The sequence below is a fragment of the Nostoc sp. XA010 genome, from assembly GCF_020829625.1.
Taxonomy (GTDB): domain Bacteria; phylum Cyanobacteriota; class Cyanobacteriia; order Cyanobacteriales; family Nostocaceae; genus Nostoc.
Genome location: NZ_JAIVFX010000005.1, coordinates 177,973 through 194,359, shown reverse-complemented (window position 1 = coordinate 194,359; position 16,387 = coordinate 177,973). Strand labels below are relative to the sequence as shown.

General features: G+C 41.3%; 14 protein-coding genes. 6 read left to right on the top strand and 8 right to left on the bottom strand.

Annotated elements, in window-relative coordinates; translation table 11 throughout:
- Positions 1–2: 2 nt before the first annotated feature.
- Positions 3–776 carry a fumarylacetoacetate hydrolase family protein gene (locus LC608_RS10075; RefSeq protein WP_229553405.1) on the bottom strand — a complete coding sequence of 258 codons (774 nt, stop codon included), beginning with the start codon at positions 774–776 and terminating at the stop codon, positions 3–5.
- A 379-nt stretch (positions 777–1,155) separates the two neighbouring features.
- Between LC608_RS10075 and rpsF the strand changes: the two genes are divergently transcribed.
- Both rpsF and LC608_RS10065 read left to right on the top strand, forming a co-directional pair.
- On the top strand, positions 1,156–1,506 hold the full coding sequence (gene rpsF, locus LC608_RS10070) for a 30S ribosomal protein S6 (protein WP_229553404.1): 351 nt from the start codon (positions 1,156–1,158) through the stop codon (positions 1,504–1,506).
- A 314-nt stretch (positions 1,507–1,820) separates the two neighbouring features.
- Positions 1,821–2,381 (top strand): Npun_F5560 family protein, encoded by a 561-nt coding sequence (locus LC608_RS10065; RefSeq protein ID WP_229553403.1) that lies wholly within the window; start codon positions 1,821–1,823, stop codon positions 2,379–2,381.
- 860 nt (positions 2,382–3,241) lie between these two features.
- Here the strand turns inward: LC608_RS10065 and LC608_RS10060 are convergent.
- Positions 3,242–3,595, bottom strand: coding sequence for an STAS domain-containing protein (locus tag LC608_RS10060; protein WP_229553402.1), 354 nt, complete (start codon positions 3,593–3,595; stop codon positions 3,242–3,244).
- Positions 3,596–4,077: 482 nt separating this feature from the next.
- On the opposite strand from LC608_RS10060, the gene LC608_RS10055 reads away from it, so the two are divergent.
- A complete protein-coding gene (locus tag LC608_RS10055; RefSeq protein ID WP_229553401.1) occupies positions 4,078–4,710 on the top strand; it encodes a DedA family protein in 633 nt (210 codons plus the stop codon).
- Positions 4,711–4,791: 81 nt separating this feature from the next.
- Here the strand turns inward: LC608_RS10055 and LC608_RS10050 are convergent, their stop codons facing one another.
- The 5 genes from LC608_RS10050 to LC608_RS10030 form a co-directional block, all read right to left on the bottom strand.
- A complete protein-coding gene (locus LC608_RS10050; RefSeq protein WP_229553400.1) occupies positions 4,792–5,994 on the bottom strand; it encodes an argininosuccinate synthase in 1,203 nt (400 codons plus the stop codon).
- Positions 5,995–6,279: 285 nt separating this feature from the next.
- The gene (locus tag LC608_RS10045; RefSeq protein ID WP_229553399.1) at positions 6,280–6,786 is read right to left on the bottom strand and encodes a PEP-CTERM sorting domain-containing protein; all 507 of its coding nucleotides are present in this window, start codon (positions 6,784–6,786) and stop codon (positions 6,280–6,282) included.
- A 127-nt stretch (positions 6,787–6,913) separates the two neighbouring features.
- Positions 6,914–8,920, bottom strand: a complete 2,007-nt coding sequence (locus tag LC608_RS10040; RefSeq protein ID WP_229553398.1) for an alkaline phosphatase — start codon at positions 8,918–8,920, stop codon at positions 6,914–6,916.
- 39 nt (positions 8,921–8,959) lie between these two features.
- Positions 8,960–9,172, bottom strand: coding sequence for a hypothetical protein (locus LC608_RS10035; protein WP_229553397.1), 213 nt, complete (start codon positions 9,170–9,172; stop codon positions 8,960–8,962).
- A gap of 210 nt (positions 9,173–9,382) precedes the next feature.
- Complete coding sequence (locus LC608_RS10030) at positions 9,383–10,375, bottom strand: cation diffusion facilitator family transporter (protein WP_229553396.1); 993 nt, start codon at positions 10,373–10,375, stop codon at positions 9,383–9,385.
- 849 nt (positions 10,376–11,224) lie between these two features.
- On the opposite strand from LC608_RS10030, the gene LC608_RS10025 reads away from it, so the two are divergent.
- Complete coding sequence (locus tag LC608_RS10025) at positions 11,225–11,773, top strand: PEP-CTERM sorting domain-containing protein (protein WP_229553395.1); 549 nt, start codon at positions 11,225–11,227, stop codon at positions 11,771–11,773.
- 124 nt (positions 11,774–11,897) lie between these two features.
- Here the strand turns inward: LC608_RS10025 and LC608_RS10020 are convergent, their stop codons facing one another.
- Positions 11,898–14,060: a PhoX family phosphatase gene (locus LC608_RS10020; RefSeq protein WP_229553394.1), complete on the bottom strand. Its 2,163-nt coding sequence runs from the start codon at positions 14,058–14,060 to the stop codon at positions 11,898–11,900.
- 478 nt (positions 14,061–14,538) lie between these two features.
- Here LC608_RS10020 and LC608_RS10015 point away from each other — a divergent pair, with 478 nt between their 5' ends.
- Entirely contained in the window at positions 14,539–15,492 is a 954-nt protein-coding gene (locus tag LC608_RS10015; protein ID WP_229553393.1) for a glycosyltransferase family 2 protein, read from the top strand.
- Positions 15,493–15,866: 374 nt separating this feature from the next.
- Entirely contained in the window at positions 15,867–16,361 is a 495-nt protein-coding gene (locus tag LC608_RS10010) for a hypothetical protein (protein ID WP_229553392.1), read from the top strand.
- The last annotated feature ends 26 nt before the right edge of the window (positions 16,362–16,387 follow it).

The window sequence follows — 16,387 nt, the reverse complement described above, 5'->3', positions numbered from 1 at the left end:
AATTAACGGGGCGCTACGGTGTTTTCCAAGCGACCAATACCTTCAATTTCAACCCGGACGCGATCGCCTGGATGCAATGGGCTTACACCCTCCGGCGTACCTGTAAGCACCAAATCACCAGGTAGTAACGTCATAACCTGACTAATATAAGAAACTAGAACATCGGGAGAAAACACCATCTGATCGATACAGGCAGATTGGACTGGATTGGCGTTGTCATTCACAAAAGTCTGCAATCTCGCTCCTGGATTTAATTCCCGCACGATCCAAGGACCCAAGGGACAGAAAGTATCAAAACCTTTGGCTCGCGTCCATTGACCATCCCGTTTTTGTAAATCCCGCGCTGTTACGTCATTAGCAATGGTGTAGCCCCAAATTTTAGTTTGGGCTACCTTTGGTGTACATTCAAAGGCGTAATCGCCAATCACTAACGCTAACTCTCCTTCGTAGTCAACTCTTTGTGACTGGGGAGGATACCTAATTTCCCTCTCAGATGGAATAATCGACGTGGGTGGCTTGAGAAAGATTAGTGGCTCAGAAGGGACTGGAGTTCCCATTTCGGCTGCATGATCTGCATAATTCTTACCCACCGCCACAATTTTTGAGGGAGCGCAGGGAGCCAGAATTTGGTAATTTTCTGGTTTCAAAGTTAAATCAGTGGGTTGTCCTTGTAACCAGGGCGGAGCATCTAGCACCTGCACATTCAGGGATAGTTGTAGTAACCCATAGTAAACCTGTCCTTCTTGATTTTGAATTCGCACATAGCGTTGCGCCATAACCTTGATGAATATCCTTTTATCTGCTTTTTTGTTGCTGTGAGCGGGTAGCAATCATCAGTTAGCTTTTTAGCGAACCGATTGAGCCTTGAGCCTGAAAGCGATCGCTCGCTATAAGATATGTCCCAATACGTTTCGGTTAAGTGAGAGGTTATTTTGGAATAAGCTAAAGAAATCTGGGGGCCGGGAAGCGACCTATTTTTCATTAAGGACATCCAAAAAATTCAAATTTCGGCGATTTGGCTAATGATTCAAATTTAAAACTGGTAAGATTATAGTTCCTTGTTGCTTCAGATGTTGATTAATACCGACATTTTGAATTAAAATAGGTATAAATTAGCACCAGCAGCCATTTCTGTCCATAAGGAGACTGAAAAATATGACTACTAGTTACGAAACAATGTACATTCTGCGCCCTGACCTGGGAGACGAACAGGTAGAGCAAGCAGTGACTAAATATCAGAACTTGCTTCGCGACCAAGGCGCTGAAGATATGCAAATTCAAAATCGTGGTAAGCGTCGTCTTGCTTATGAAATCAAAAAACACCGCGATGGCATCTACATCCAGTTAAACTACACTGCGCCTGCAACTGCGATCGCCCCCTTTGAACGCGCCATGCGTTTGAGTGAAGAAGTGATTCGCTATTTGACAGTTAAGCAGGAAGCCGAAGAGGAAAAACCCCCTAAAGAAGAAAAAGAAAAACCCACTAAAGTGGCAGCACCGGTCTAAGGAGTATGGAGTAGGGAATAGGGAGCTGAGGAAGAAGCAGGGAGCAAGGGAGCAGGAAGCAGGGGGACATGAAGAAGAACTTCTTGCTGGGGGCAAAGGAGAGAAGAAATTATCTCTTTGTCTCTCTCCTTTGCTCCCTGCCCCCTGCCCCTCTGCCTCTTTCCACTCCCTAATACTTCATTCAATAAAATTTTGTTTTTTCTTTTTTCATGACTTGCTTGGGAATGCTACATTAACAAATACTTGCCAAAGGTAGTACTCCCGCAGTTATACCTAAGAGTGGACAAGATTCTGAATGGGAGCTGTAAGCTACTGTGAGCCAATCTGATACACCCAATATTCAAGTTCTCTCTACGGAAGTATCGCAACTACGCCAAGAGTTGCAACTTCGTGATTCCTTAGTACAACAACTATCTCAAGAACTATTCCGGCTGGTAAAGGGTAACACTAGTTTTATGCCTCAGCAGCCGGATATTGAGCGCGACACGACCCAGTTACAGGCTTTACAAGAACAACTTCAAGCTGTAGAGCAGCAAGTGGCGTTCTACCAAGAGCAAATTACAACTCGTGACTCCGAAATTTACCAATTGCGACAGTCAGTTCAAGAACTCACCGATCGCACTCGGATGTTGGAGCAAGTAGTACAAGAGTTACCTCAAATTTATCGGCGGAAGTTTGAAGAACGGATGACGCCAGTGAGAGAAAAGGTAGCAATGCTACAACGGGAAAACCGCCAACTACAAGCAGAACTACAAAGTGTGAGTTACCGTTTAGCACTCAAAACTCGCAATGCTAGTCACAGTGGCATTGATTTGCCAAATTTTCCCCGCCCAGCATCGGAAGAAACTAACATTTCGACTCCCCAGAACGCCTAAAGTTTATCATTATACTGGAATCTAACAGGTAAAAAATTGCCAAAAAAAGTGTCTTGGATACATCCAACTAGTAGACCAAGGCATTAACAATTCAAAATTAAAGACATTTCAGACTGGAATTTAAACCCTGACTGAAACCTATGCTAAGTAGGTAGGCACAATTAAACCGAATTGTATAAACTTATGTAAAACGCCAGAAACGCTTTGAATATAAGCTTTTAAGCGATTTACATTTCTTAATCTAGTTGTATTTTTTAGCGTCCACCTACTTATATGTAAATGTAACGTTCTTAAAGCCTTTGATTTACGATAAATAAAAACTATGGAGTTATAAATAACGCAAAGGCTGATAGTATAATCTTTCTTACCTTATGCTTTTTTGCACTAGTGTAAGTTGGTTATAGAACAATTAGCTCAGAGTAATTTCAAAAGCTGGGGAGTCTCACAAATAATTGCATTGTTTTGACCGATTTTGGTTAATTCTTACTTCACTACTTTAGGTCATACAATGTCTAAGATAGTTTTGACGGTTTGTAGTAAACACAAAGCGTCCTTAGAACATCAGGACTAAAGTTCTTAGCCAACGGGAAAGTTAGTCGCTCATGGGAGAGGCTAGCGCCTTCTCTACAAATTTGCTTATCCATCAATTTAAACTTGACGCACTAGTAGATGGTTTTCAACAAGCAGGTTCATTCATCTGCTTATTAATATTAACTACGTCGAAGCCATGAGTTTCCCTCAACATTCTTCTCTAGAAAAAAAGAAAATTAGCCTGCTAGCACCAGACTGTTCTCTTGGAGAATATGAAAAAACGCAAATATTGCTTGACTCCACCATCCACCTATAGGTAGATTTATTATTTAGGCTGCTAGCACCAGACTTTTATCTTTAACGGTAGTAAAAATGTCTTCGTAAGTGGGAAAAATTTCAAACACTGAATCTAGTTGGGTAAGTTCCAAAATTAACCGTACAGGAGCTTGCACGTTGCATAGAACCAAGCGACAGCCACTCTGACGTGCAGCTTTCAACCCTTTTACTAAGGGGACTAATCCAGAACTGTCCATGAAATTAACTTCTGCTAGGTCGATAACCCAGAGTTGATGAGCTTGGGGCACTACTCTAGCCATCTGTTCACTCAAAGTCTTACCGCCTTCCAAATCTATGCTTGATTGGGGTTTAAACAAAATAACTTGAAGTTCTTGTGTGAGAATCATAAATTTAACAGGGTAGTTGGAATACTTGACAAAAAATTGAAAAAATACATCAATACCTTTTCTCTTTCACCAGCAAAACTAGTGTTTTACCCTGGTATTTGGGTAAATACAGCCGTGTAGTTGAGAAAGATTATTTCAGTATTCATGCCGTATAATTTGTGATAACTTTTATCAATATAGGCATAAACGCCTAACAATTTCGGTATCAACCGTATCTTTTACGAGATTTTCATCATTTAACTGGATATTTATAATTTTTTTATAAATATTTTATTTTTTTTGTAATAAATTATGAACTTGTGGTATTAACCCCTAAAAATGCATATTTAATAGTCAAAAATTAATAGTTGCCATAAATTCTAATTTATGGATTATCAAGAATTAAACTAATGGTTCAATTAGCGGTTTAATTGACACCACGCGGATAAACAAGCAAAGAAAGATATAATAAAAGTAAAAATTTGTAAAGACGGTGGTGCGGAATGTCTTTAGAGCTGATTTCACTAGAAAATATCCAGGAAGTCGCCCACACTTACGGGTATTGGGCAATTTTTTTAGGAATTTTGCTAGAAAATTTAGGCATTCCCCTTCCTGGTGAAACCGTGACCTTAGTAGGCGGGTTTCTAGCTGGCAGTGATGAACTGAATTTCTGGCTGGTTCTCGGTGATGCAATTATGGGTGCTGTAATTGGCGGCACTTGTGGCTACTGGATTGGTAGAGCTAGCGGTTGGCCTTTTCTGGTAAAAGTTGCTAGCATATTTCGGATTTCTGAAGTGCGGCTGGTGACTATTAAAGATCAATTTAGTCAAAATTCTGCTAAAGCAGTATTTTTTGGACGTTTTTTGGCATTGTTACGAGTTTTTGCTGCACCACTAGCTGGGATAGCTGAAATGCCCTTTGGAAAATTCTTTTTATACAACTTTTTAGGAGCAGTTGCTTGGGCTAGTTTGATGGTGACATTGGCTTTCTTTGCTGGCAAAATTGTCTCTTTAGAGCAATTGGTTGCTTGGGTGGGTCAATTTGCGATCGCAGCCTTACTGATATTGGCTGCCTTAATTATTGTGCCCCTGTGGTTAGAGTCTCGCCAAGTAAAAGAAGCGAGTAGTGAGGAGTAAAAAGTGAGGAGTTAGGAGTAAAGTAAAAAGTTATTTTTTTACTTTTTGTATTTTGCTTTCTTAACTCCTAACTCCTAAATCTTAACTTTTAATTTTCTGCGACCAAATGCGAGTCGGTAGTCCCCAAACGTAAATAAAGCCTTCAGCAGCTTTGTGATCAAATTGATCTTCGGCTCCGTAGGTTGCCAAATCGGGAGTATAGAGAGAATTATCACTCGAACGCCCAACTATCGTAGAGTTGCCTTTGAACAACTTCACTCGCACAGTTCCAGAAACTTGCTCTTGTGTCTTTTGAATAAAGGCATCTAGGGCAACTTTGAGTGGACTGTACCACAAACCGTTGTAAACGATTTGGCTATAAGTTTCTTCAATCCCACGCTTGTAATGGGTGACATCTGCCGTCAAAGTCAAGCTTTCTAAATCCCTATGTGCCTGAATTAACACTAACATCGCAGGTGATTCATAGATTTCCCGCGATTTGATGCCCACCAGACGGTTTTCGATCATGTCGATCCGTCCGATACCGTGATTTCCTACCGCCTGATTGAGTTCGTCAATTAGTTCAACTGGCTTTTTAGCTATACCGTTGAGGGTTGTCGGAATACCACCGTGGAAGCCAATTTCGATGTACTCTGGCTCGTTGGGAGTATCCACGATCGCTTTGGTCATTTCATAAATTTCTTCTGGTGGCTCAAATGACGGATCTTCGAGTAAACCAGCTTCAACACTACGACCAAGCAAATTCTTATCAATGCTGTAGGGAGAAGATTTTTTGACTGGTGAGGGGATACCAAACTTTTCACCATAAGCGATGGTTTCCTCGCGGCTCATACCCCATTCTCTGGCTGGTGCGAGGATTTTTAAGTTGGGGTTTAAGGCGGTTACAGAGACATCAAAGCGAACCTGATCGTTACCTTTGCCAGTGCAACCGTGAGCGATCGCATCAGCACCATATTTTTCAGCCGTTTCGACTAATACCTTAGCAATCAGTGGACGAGCAAGGGCAGTTCCGAGAGGATAACGATTTTCATAAAGGGCGTTAGCTTGAATCGCTCCAAAGGCGTAATCTTTAACAAAGCTGTCTTTGACATCCGCCACGAGGGATTCACTTGCACCCGATTTCAGAGCTTTTTCTCGAACTGGCTCTAATTCATCTCCCTGGCCTAAATCTGCTGCTAGGGTAATCACCTCTTCTACACCCCACTCCTGTTTGAGGTAAGGGATGCAAACGGAGGTATCTACTCCACCAGAATATGCCAGGACAACCTTTTTGGCGCGACCCATTAATTTCTCCAGTTAGGAAAACAAACAATGAGTCATTATTATATCTAAACTAATCCATGTATATTTTATTCATGCAACAAGTAATAGGTTAATCAACTGCAAACCCAGACATTACGGTTAACTCTTGTCTGATGCTAATAAAACGATGTAGCAATTCTAAATTATTATGTGAATAACAAGATTCCCTAACTTTTTAGAAAAATTGGGAATCTGAGCTTTGAGACTTTATAATTTTAAAAATTTGCGGGGTGGATAATCCCACCCCGTTATTCGTGATAATTTGATTTAAGCTTTTGTGCTTGATGGTTTAGGAGATGTTATTTTTTTACTCAAGAACAAACTCAACCCGAATGCAGACAATCCAAGCATTAAACTTGGCTCTGGAACACTGGTATAAGTGACAGTCTGAACACCTGCACTAATGGAATCGTTTAGATTGATAAAATTTTCCCGGTAGACATTAAAAGCGCTAGGTGTAAAATATAACCCTAACCCCGCTTGGTTAAAAATTGTTCCCGAAAAGTCGGTGAAAACTGACGCTAAAGGATCATCGGCTTCAGTGTATGACTGGCCACCATAGCTAGCAGAAATCTTTAAACCTTCTGCGATCGTTACTTCTTGATCTTCTGCTGCTGCTTGATCAAATGAAAAAGTGCCTGTGAGAGTTTTATCGTCATTAGAAAAATTATAAGTTAGGGCTGCTGCAAGAGCCGGCATAGTTTCCCCTAACGAAAAAATCAAAGCAGTTCCTACCGTTGCAGCTGCTAACTTCTTGAAGATGGAGTCAGTCATTTTTTCCCTTGATAAAAGAACAGGTGCAATAATACCGCAATAGTTTTTTGAGACAGAGACGTGTGTTAGCACGTCTCTGCAACAGAAAGCTTTTCAGTTAGTGTCTTAGTGAAGCGGCGTATTCAATTCACGGACTTGTGATCGCCGAAGGCGGGGCTTCTCTCCGAGAGGCTTCGCCAACGCCCATCGCAGTTTTCATGGCTTGGAAGATATGACTTTGGTCAACCACGCCCCGAACACCAGGCACAGTATAAGTACCAGAGCTATCTGTAATCTGGAAGCCTTGTCCTAGCGATCGCGTCAGAGTTGATGCGTAAGCACCCTGGTAGTAAACAGGTACAACCCGGCGGCTATGGCTACCCCAGAGATATTTGTAATTTGGATCAGACCCCCAGAAATGACCAGCATCAGTAGGATTGTGCTTGACAAAGGTGATGTCCTTGGCGTTATAGTTCAAGCCTTTAGCCTGATTTGGGTTAGGATTGGGAGTCAATTTAGAGGTGAAGTCATTATTTAGAGTTAGATAGTGGTCATGGTCAGCAGTAACCAGTAGCAAGTTCTTACTCCAACCACCATGATTATCTACCCAACTAATGACCTGCTCGACTGCCTTATCAAAATCATTCATGGTACCAATCAGGTTATCCATGTTGTTGTCATGAGCAGCCCAGTCGATATCGCCTCCCTCAACCATCAACCAGAAGCCATCTTTGTCTTTCCCTAAAACGGTTAAAGCTGCTTTGGTTAAATCAGCCAAAGTCGGATTTTCGTTAATCTCTTTAGCAATAAAGCTGGCATCAGTTTCACCGGGAGCCAGAGGACGGACAGTATCGGGTGCAGGAGCATTAGGAGCAATGGGATTACCAGCTGCATCAATAACAGGAACACAATCCCCAGCAGTACCGGTTATTATCTGACCTGATGGACAGGTATCCGGCGTTCCAGGCTTGACAACAGAGGTATACAGAGAAAAGTTATCCAGACCTGTCAAACTATAGTCTCCCTTAGAGGAACTAACAGGAATGTTGCCATTTTGCCCACGCGCACCATATAGACCAAATAATCTGCCTCCCTTGTTGGGGTCGATTTTAGCAGCCGTTTTTAGCAGTGTTTTAGCTGCATTAGGGCCGCGTTCCAAAAAGGTATAGCCGTAACGATTGGACGTAGGATTATTCTTCAGATGCTGGTAAGTGTCTTCTGTAATATACGTATACTTAAAGACACCTTCTGCTGTACTTGTGCTTTCTCTATTTTCAAAATCTTTGGGATGACCGCCACCCAACAAAATATTGGGTTTAAAGTTCAGCAATGTCTGTTGCAAAATGCTGTCTTGGTTGGTCTTGCTGGGGTCGTAAACACTGTCATACTTACTACGACGATTTACAAAAGAAGCCGCAGCACCAGGCGTTGCATGGCTAATAGGTACGGAAGTTACCAAGCCTGTAGACTTACCTTTTTCTTTGGCAATTTCTAGGATGGTTTTCAACTTCTTCTCGTAAATGTCTACCCCCATCGCATTGTTAAAGCTCTTTACTCCTGTATACAGAGTTGTAGCTGTGTTAGCAGAGTCGGGATAACTGTACTTGATGTAATCTTTGTCATAAGTACCAGCATTAGCAGGGGTCAAAGGAACCCAAGGAACAGGGCCGCCCTTACTGATGTCATAACCCGCAAGATTACCATCCTCTAGGCTATTACCATCAGCTCGATTGCCAGGGTTAAAAGGAGTAGGCTGGAACGAGAAGTTGGGACGAATAGGACTTGCACCGGTAAGTGTATCAGACCCATCCAGAGCAGAGTTACCTGTTAGATGGGGCTGGTCTGTGGGATTGGCTGGTGTATTTCCCTGAATAGTTGTGCCGTAAGTAGTCACTAATCCATATCCACTTAGCTTTTGGAAGCTCAGACCTGAGCCTTTACCACTGGTGTAAAAAGGAGCGCCTTTGGCAACGGCTGCGGCCCGTGCCATATTCCAACCCATACCATCGCCAATCATGATAATTACGTTAACTCCATTACCAGCCGCCATAGTCGGCTGAAAAACAGAATTACCAAATACGAGTAGAACGGTACAAAAGAAGCTAGCCATAGTAAAGGCTAGAAATCGCTTGTACTTTTGCAAAAATGAAATCATTGAAGTGTGCCTTAAAGTTAATTGAGCAAGTGTTAGCCGTTAATACTGATAAAAATTTGGTTCTAGATGAGTAGCACCAAAATCTGAGTATGTATGAGTCACATCTGGCACAGTTGAGGCTGTGACTTGACTTTGCTCAGAGGCAGTTGCTGGTTGTTGATTTGATGTTCCTAAAAACAACAAAGCTGCCATAACCAGACCAGATATAAACCAAGCCAAGGCGCGTTTGTACTGTTTCAGGAATGAAATCATTTTGGATTTTTGAATGAGAGTCATGATCAGGAAACCTTTTAGTAAATAACCGAGTTGCAATCAACGTAGGCGTAGCCCGTCGTAGACATCGCTATGCTTTGACAATTGGAAAAAATGCCAATAAGCATTATGTTTAAAAACTCTTTAAAAACTCAATACAGACAAACATTTGGAGGATTGATTATAGTAGTAATTAGCATAATTATCGATTTACGTATGTTCCATGTTTGAATTATTTTTACTTGCAGACAACATGAAAACTAAATCTTGGTTAAATAAAGGATGAATTGGTAACGCTGAAGGTTTTATACAGCTAGTTAGCTGCAAAGTTATCTCAGCAATATTAAAAGTTTTTCGGATGTGAGTTTCCAACTTAGTAAGTAAGCGATCGCGTTCCTGAATAGTTGTACATTCAACTGTCAAATTGGCACAAAGCATTACCTTATTTAAGCTAATTGTCCAGATGCGAAGTTTTTCTACTTGCACAACACCAGGAAAAGATTGGAGAGATATTTCCACCTCAACAGGGTCAATTGATTCCGGTGCATACTCCAAAAAAATCTTTAAACTTTCTTGCACTAAAGGTAAAGCACTCAAACCCGTAAAAGTTGCAACGACTATACTAATAGCGACATCTGCCCACCACCAATCCCAGAGATGAACTGCTAAAGCAGCTATAATTACACCAACAGAACTAGCAGTATCGGCGATGACATGAAGCAAAGCTCCTCGCAGGTTTAAATCGTTGTGAGTGTGGGGATGAAGCAAATTAATATTGAGTAGATTGACGATTAAACCTAATACTGCAATTGCTAACATTGGTAAGCCTAAAATTGCTGCTGGATGTTGCCAGCGCTGAATAGCTTCCAATATGATAAAAGTAGCGATCGCCAGCAAACCTAATCCATTCAGCAAAGCTGCTAAAACTTCGATCCGGTGATGTCCAAATGTTGCCTTTTTTTTAGCTGGTTTTTGTGCTACAAAACTGGCAATTAGCGATATTGCTAAAGCTGCAATATCAGATAAAATGTGTCCTGCATCCGCCTGTAGAGATAAACTTTGGCTCCATAAACCCACACTCCACTCAGCAACAAAAAAAACAGCAAGTAAACCTACTGTTATCCACAAAGTTTTTGCTTTCTGATAATTATTAACTACTTTTACCTGATTATCTGCACATCCACACCATTGAAGTGAAACCATTACTCAAAAGCCTTTTTGCAGTACAGTATTAGCTTCAAACATTCTTACCATCTGTATCTGTGGTGAGTATGCTCTCAACTTTGAATGTATATCTTCAAATATTGTCTTTTAACAGCCTATGTTTAAAGACTTTTTTCATGCCTTTTTTATAATATTACTCACCAATCTTTTTTTAAAATCTATTTTGTTAGATTCAGAAGTATATGAATACTACACAAAATATATGCCCATAAAAAATCTATCTTACTTAATTTAAGAAATGGTAATGATTTTGTTAAAATCAAAAATTAAAGCATATTAATATTTACAATTTACAGTAATCATCATATTAATCACTAGTTACTAATTACACATAATTTTATTGGTAACTAAAACTTGGAATCGACCTATTATCCTCATTGAGAGGATGATAACCATTATCTTTTAAGCTCCTACTGATATAGACAATAAACGCCTTTGGGGCAGGCGATATACCTCAATAAATACATATTGAGAATAAGAATCTTTTTTACCGATTTTTCTAACTTTTGAATAAAATTTTAAAGATTATGAGCTTCCAATTTGGATATTCACTTACTACTAATACGGTTCAGTGAATTATTTTCACCTGATTTCATGACAATTTGACAGTAACAATACAAGGACTAAAGTCAGAGGCTTGAAACCTTTTGATACTGTGTAGATGGGTGAAATTGCTATTTTACAGAAAAGTTATATACACGTGAGAAGCTTAAAGATTTTATAATGATAATCTTTTGTTTGATATTTCTTAACCTGTACGCAGTGGTTAAAAGCTTATTTAAGTGGAATTACAGGACTATTAATTTTTTTCCTTTGGAGTATTTTCTGATGAAATTAGCTACGAATCTTGGTATTGCTACCGTTGCAGCTGCCATCTCCGTTGCTGCTGTTGGTACTAAATCGGTGCAAGCTGCCTTGGTTAATTACGGTTTCACTGTAAATGCCACATCTGGCGATAATCCCGGTCAGTATTTCGGTTCTTTTCAATACGATGACTCGACCTTAACCAATACAGGTCTTGAGACATTAGGAGTTGAGAATGGATTAGCAGTTGCATTCAACTATTTAGGTACTAATTATACACAAGTAGATGATAGTGATTTCGACAGTTTTCCTATAGCCAGCTTTAATAATGGCGAAATTTTGGGACTAAGCTATTTTGTTGCAGACCAGTTTGCGATCGCAAGTGATCCAAATACTCCAAATGTAGGAGGAAACAACTTTTATCTGATTGATCAATCAGTAAATACAACACAAGTAGGTACTGTAAGCTACGCTAAAGTACCCGAACCGTTAGCTGTTGGTGGTACAGCTATTGCTGCTGTTATGGGATTGTGGATGCAACGTAAGAAGAGAGCAACAAAAGTTGTGGGTTAATAGCTACAAGTAAATCACCTTACCCTTACCCATGTTTAGGGTTAAGGATTAAGGTGATTTAAAACTATTTAAGATACTGTAGTGACAAAAGAGCGATCGCTAAATGAATCTGTTCCTATCGTCTTTAAAGACCACCAACAACGCCACCGTCATTTCGGGTAATTACTACCACTGATGAACGTGGACGACCTGATGGTCCATAACCTTGACTGTTAGGCCAATTGCTAGCGATCGTGGGATTCGAGGCATCTCCACGATCGCCTGGGTGCTGGATGTTGATAAACATCGCTTTGCCATCGGGTGTGCTGGTAATACCAGTTACCTCACAATCCGTAGGGCTGGTCAAGAAGCGCCTAACTTGTTTGGTGTTGGGGTCAGCACACGACATGGTGTTGCTACCGATGTTTACTAAATCACCGATACCATCGCCTGAGTGGTCGGTCTGAATCCAAAGGCGACCAAAGTTGTCGAACCACAGACCATCTGGTGAACTTAAGTCGTCACCTTTAATGTTGCCCTGAAGATTTGGTTCGGGTTTAGTTTTGTCCCCAGCTTCAAAGAAAATATCCCACTTGAAGGTAGTTGCTGTAACACTGCGTCCATCTTCGCGCCAGCGAATGATGTGACCGTAACGGTTGTCAGGACGTGGGTTGGGAGGATTTACGGGAGGACGCGCACCGTTTGCTGCTGTTGTGCCGTCTGGCTGATTGGAGGAAACTGGAGTTGTGCCCCGACGATTATTGTTGGTCAATGTGCAGTAGACTTCAATCTCTTTATATCCGCCGATGCGAGGACGTACAGCTACCCACTCTGGGCGATCCATCATGGTTGCGCCAACTCGATCACCGACTTGTCTTGTCTTAACGAGTACTTCAGCTTGGCTTCTGAAACCATTCTCTGGTGTCAAACCATTCTGACCGTAGACCAAAGGAATCCACTTGCCAGTACCGTTGTCATTGAATTTGGCAACGTACAGAACACCGTTGTCGAGCAAATCTCGGTTAGCATCACGATTGCCGGGATTTAAAGGTTGGGCACAAACGAATTTGTAGATATACTCGTTGCGCTCGTCGTCACCCTGATAGAAAGCAACACGGTTATTGTCATCAACAACAACCTGAGCGCTCTCGTGCTTAAACCGACCAAGGGCAGTGCGTTTGACTGGTTTGCTTTGTGGATTGTAGGGATCAATCTCAACCACCCAGCCGAATAAATGGGGTTCGAGTGGGTTGGTGCTGGCATCGAATCGTGGATCAACTTCTGGCCAGCGATAGCTAGACTGTTTGAGTACACCGTATCGATTCTGCCCTGCTAAGATGTCAGACTTTTCGATGCCTGGAATTGCAGCTACATCTCCTGTAGAGTTAGCAAAGTAGCCGTTCCAGTTCTCTTCGCAGGTCAAGTAAGTACCCCAAGGAGTGTAGCCATTGGCGCAGTTGTTGAGCGTACCATAAGCGGTATAGCCGTCGTTGAGTGTCCCAGTGTCAACAGATCCAGTTGGCTGAATTGAAAACTTTTTTGACTTTAAAAGTGCATTGCCAGCCGCAGGCCCCGAAACTCGCATCTCCGTGTTGCCCGTAATGCGCCGACCATAAGATGAATTGCGATTGAAACTCCACTCATTGCCCTTTTTGGAAATTTCCACAACAGACACGCCATGAGCAGCCTGAGACTTACGTACTTTGGCAATAGTGACTACATCCAGACCATCGGGATGCAAAATTGATTCTTGGGTATACTCATGGTTGACGCACAGTAGACCAGTATTGATGGGCTGGTTTAAAAAGCCTCTTAACGATCTTGCTTGTGAACTTACTGTCCGACCAACAACATTCCCTGGTTGTAAAGGGAAGTAGTACATGCCGTCATTGTGCATACCAAACTGCTTTTCTTGAGCAGCTGCATCTTGGGAGGCATCTGGTAGCCAAGTTGGGCCACCAGGTGCGATCGGATCTCCCCAAGCAACCAGTACTTTTGCTGTGTAACCTTCAGGAACACTGACAAGATCCTTTTCCAGAAGTCCTGTAGCTGGGTTGAGTAGATTCGGTGGGATGCTCTTAAAGCCTATGCCAGCAAATCCCGTTCCTTTGGGAATCGGAGCTGCATCAACACTTTGGAGAAAGCCACCGATAGAAACATCGCCCAGAACAGTTAGCACCGACGTACCCACAGCCGTCATGATGAACCGCCGCCGACTCAAACTAACGCGGTCAATCACATCACGAATTGACTCGTTACCGGATGGGTTGAGGGTCAAATTGTTTTTAGGGTGAAAGCGTCCTTTCATTCTTTGTTCTCCATTTAAGGCTTACGAGGTTGTTATTCAGTTCATCTCTCAATAAGATGAGGAATTTGGTAAAGAAAAACTTTAAATATTTACATAAATTACTTCGATGTTTATTGAAATTTGACACATTTTTAACAGCCAATAAATAGCAGTGAATAACAAATTAAGACTGGCTGATGCTGCTTACGCAGGCAAAATAGTCAAGTTTTTATTAATTTAACTACTCAGTATTAACATCAGGTTATATATTGATTAATTTGAATTTATCAACTGTTATTATTTACGAAAAAATAAGCTTTAATACACATACAAAAATGCATATTTTCAGATTTTAAACGTGGTAAACTTATATACCTATTTTTAAATGCCCAGCAAATATTGCATCATTCAGTAGATTGACCATTTCCGTAACCAGAATCAGACAAGGAACAGTGTCAGCGTCGCATCTGTCCTATCCTGGAGATGGATAAATAGTGTTGTGGGTGAGACTGTGTTTTTCAGCGTTGTGATACCGACTTATAATCGCCAACCGATTTTAGAAAAGTGCCTCCGCGCCTTGGAGGTACAGGAATTAAGTCAGCCAAGTTCGGTTACTGATTACGAAATTGTCTTAGTGGATGATGGTTCTACTGATGGCACATTGGAGTGGTTAGCAGGACACAAAGAAGATTTTCCCCATGTGCGCTGGTTTCAGCAAGATCATGCTGGCCCAGCTGCGGCTCGGAATTTGGGGGTAGAACGGGCGCTGGGAGATACAATTATCTTTATTGATAGCGATTTAGTGGTGCTGAAGAATTTCTTGCAAGCTCACGCAGACGCGCTAGTGCAGGGAAAGGAGAAATTGGGGAGCGATCGCTTTTTCACTTACGGTGCAGTTATTAATACTTGTAATTTCAACAACCCAACTGCTGAACCCTACAAAGTCACAGATTTTTCAGCAGCTTTTTTTGCTACGGGAAATGTAGCAATCCCTAAACATTGGCTAGAGAAAGCCGGACTTTTTGACACCAGCTTTCAACTCTATGGCTGGGAAGATTTAGAACTAGGTGTACGGCTGAAAAAACTAGGTTTGACACTAATTAAATGTCCCGAAGCTGTCGGCTATCATTGGCATCCAGCATTTAAATTAGAGCAAATTCCTCGATTGATTGACCAAGAAATTCAACGCGGACGTATGGGAGTTTTGTTTTATCAGAAGCATCCCACATGGGAAGTGCGAATGATGATTCAAATGACTTGGCTGCATCGCTTACTATGGGGCATTTTATCACTCAATGGTGCGCTAAATGAACGAACAATGGCTCCATTGTTGCAATGGCTAATTAACTTAGGTAAACCTCAATTAGCTTTAGAAATCGCCCGAATTTTTCTCAACTGGTACAACGTGAAGGGTGTCTATGAAGCTTATGCTCAAATGCAGCAAGTATTGTGATTGAAAATTAGGTGTTAAATTAACTATTAACAATTGTATTGATTCGTGCTTATAGAAGGATTGCGAGATTGCGATCGCTCTACCTTTAGGCAAATCTCTACACAGCAATCGAGTCTGGAATGATCACTAGCTAGATTGTATAAGGTAATCGCGATCACCTAAGCATTAACTACAGTAAGAGAAATTCGTAGCAGGATAGATCGTAACAGATTTCTCTATCCAATTTATTCAATTACTCTAGGTTCAGGCTTTCTGGCTTTCGCTCGCCGTCGAACTCACGTTAAATCTTACTGTAACAGAACAATATAGATTTATATTTTTGAGCTTTTTCAAGTAATATGTTATGAGTAATAAGTGTTATTACTGTAAGGCTGATGTCTGATTCCCAACCTTCTACCTCTTCTAGGGATAATGCCTTAGATAATTTTGAGGTGGAGTTATTGAAGCAGGAATATTTCTTCCTGCAAACCACCATTGAAGACTACAATAAGCAGATTTGGGCAATTAAAGCTCTTGGTATCACTGGAACTGGTGCTGTAATTGTATTAGCACTGCAACAGAATAAGAGCGTTCTTGCTTTGGTTGGCTCCACCATTCCAATCTTTTTTTGGGTTTTAGAGAGCCAGTGGAAGCACTTTCAACGTGGTTTTTATCCCCGTGTAGGCGAAATTGAAACCACCTTCTTGGAAACTTGCCAATTGCGAGGGCCTGCCATATTTAATAGCTGGAATTATGCATTGAAACGGGCTACATCTCCCAAACGTAAAGGTTATGTCTGGGATGGTTTGCTAAATCCCACCGTCTTTATCAGTTACATTCTAGAAATCGTTTTTCTCCTAATTGCTTGGAAGGCAATTCCCTTAATTTGAGGCTGGTTATTAATAAGGAATTCTCT

Bases quoted from the DNA above. Each gene is read 5' to 3' on its own strand.
- LC608_RS10010 (WP_229553392.1), top strand. From the start codon at position 15,867: ATGTCTGATTCCCAACCTTCTACCTCTTCTAGGGATAATGCCTTAGAT.
- LC608_RS10035 (WP_229553397.1), bottom strand. From the start codon at position 9,172: ATGATTTCATTCCTGAAACAGTACAAACGCGCCTTGGCTTGGTTTATA.
- rpsF (WP_229553404.1), top strand. From the start codon at position 1,156: ATGACTACTAGTTACGAAACAATGTACATTCTGCGCCCTGACCTGGGA.
- LC608_RS10050 (WP_229553400.1), bottom strand. From the start codon at position 5,994: ATGGGTCGCGCCAAAAAGGTTGTCCTGGCATATTCTGGTGGAGTAGAT.
- LC608_RS10060 (WP_229553402.1), bottom strand. From the start codon at position 3,595: ATGATTCTCACACAAGAACTTCAAGTTATTTTGTTTAAACCCCAATCA.
- LC608_RS10020 (WP_229553394.1), bottom strand. From the start codon at position 14,060: ATGAAAGGACGCTTTCACCCTAAAAACAATTTGACCCTCAACCCATCC.
- LC608_RS10045 (WP_229553399.1), bottom strand. From the start codon at position 6,786: ATGACTGACTCCATCTTCAAGAAGTTAGCAGCTGCAACGGTAGGAACT.
- LC608_RS10040 (WP_229553398.1), bottom strand. From the start codon at position 8,920: ATGATTTCATTTTTGCAAAAGTACAAGCGATTTCTAGCCTTTACTATG.
- LC608_RS10025 (WP_229553395.1), top strand. From the start codon at position 11,225: ATGAAATTAGCTACGAATCTTGGTATTGCTACCGTTGCAGCTGCCATC.
- LC608_RS10075 (WP_229553405.1), bottom strand. From the start codon at position 776: ATGGCGCAACGCTATGTGCGAATTCAAAATCAAGAAGGACAGGTTTAC.
- LC608_RS10055 (WP_229553401.1), top strand. From the start codon at position 4,078: ATGTCTTTAGAGCTGATTTCACTAGAAAATATCCAGGAAGTCGCCCAC.
- LC608_RS10030 (WP_229553396.1), bottom strand. From the start codon at position 10,375: ATGGTTTCACTTCAATGGTGTGGATGTGCAGATAATCAGGTAAAAGTA.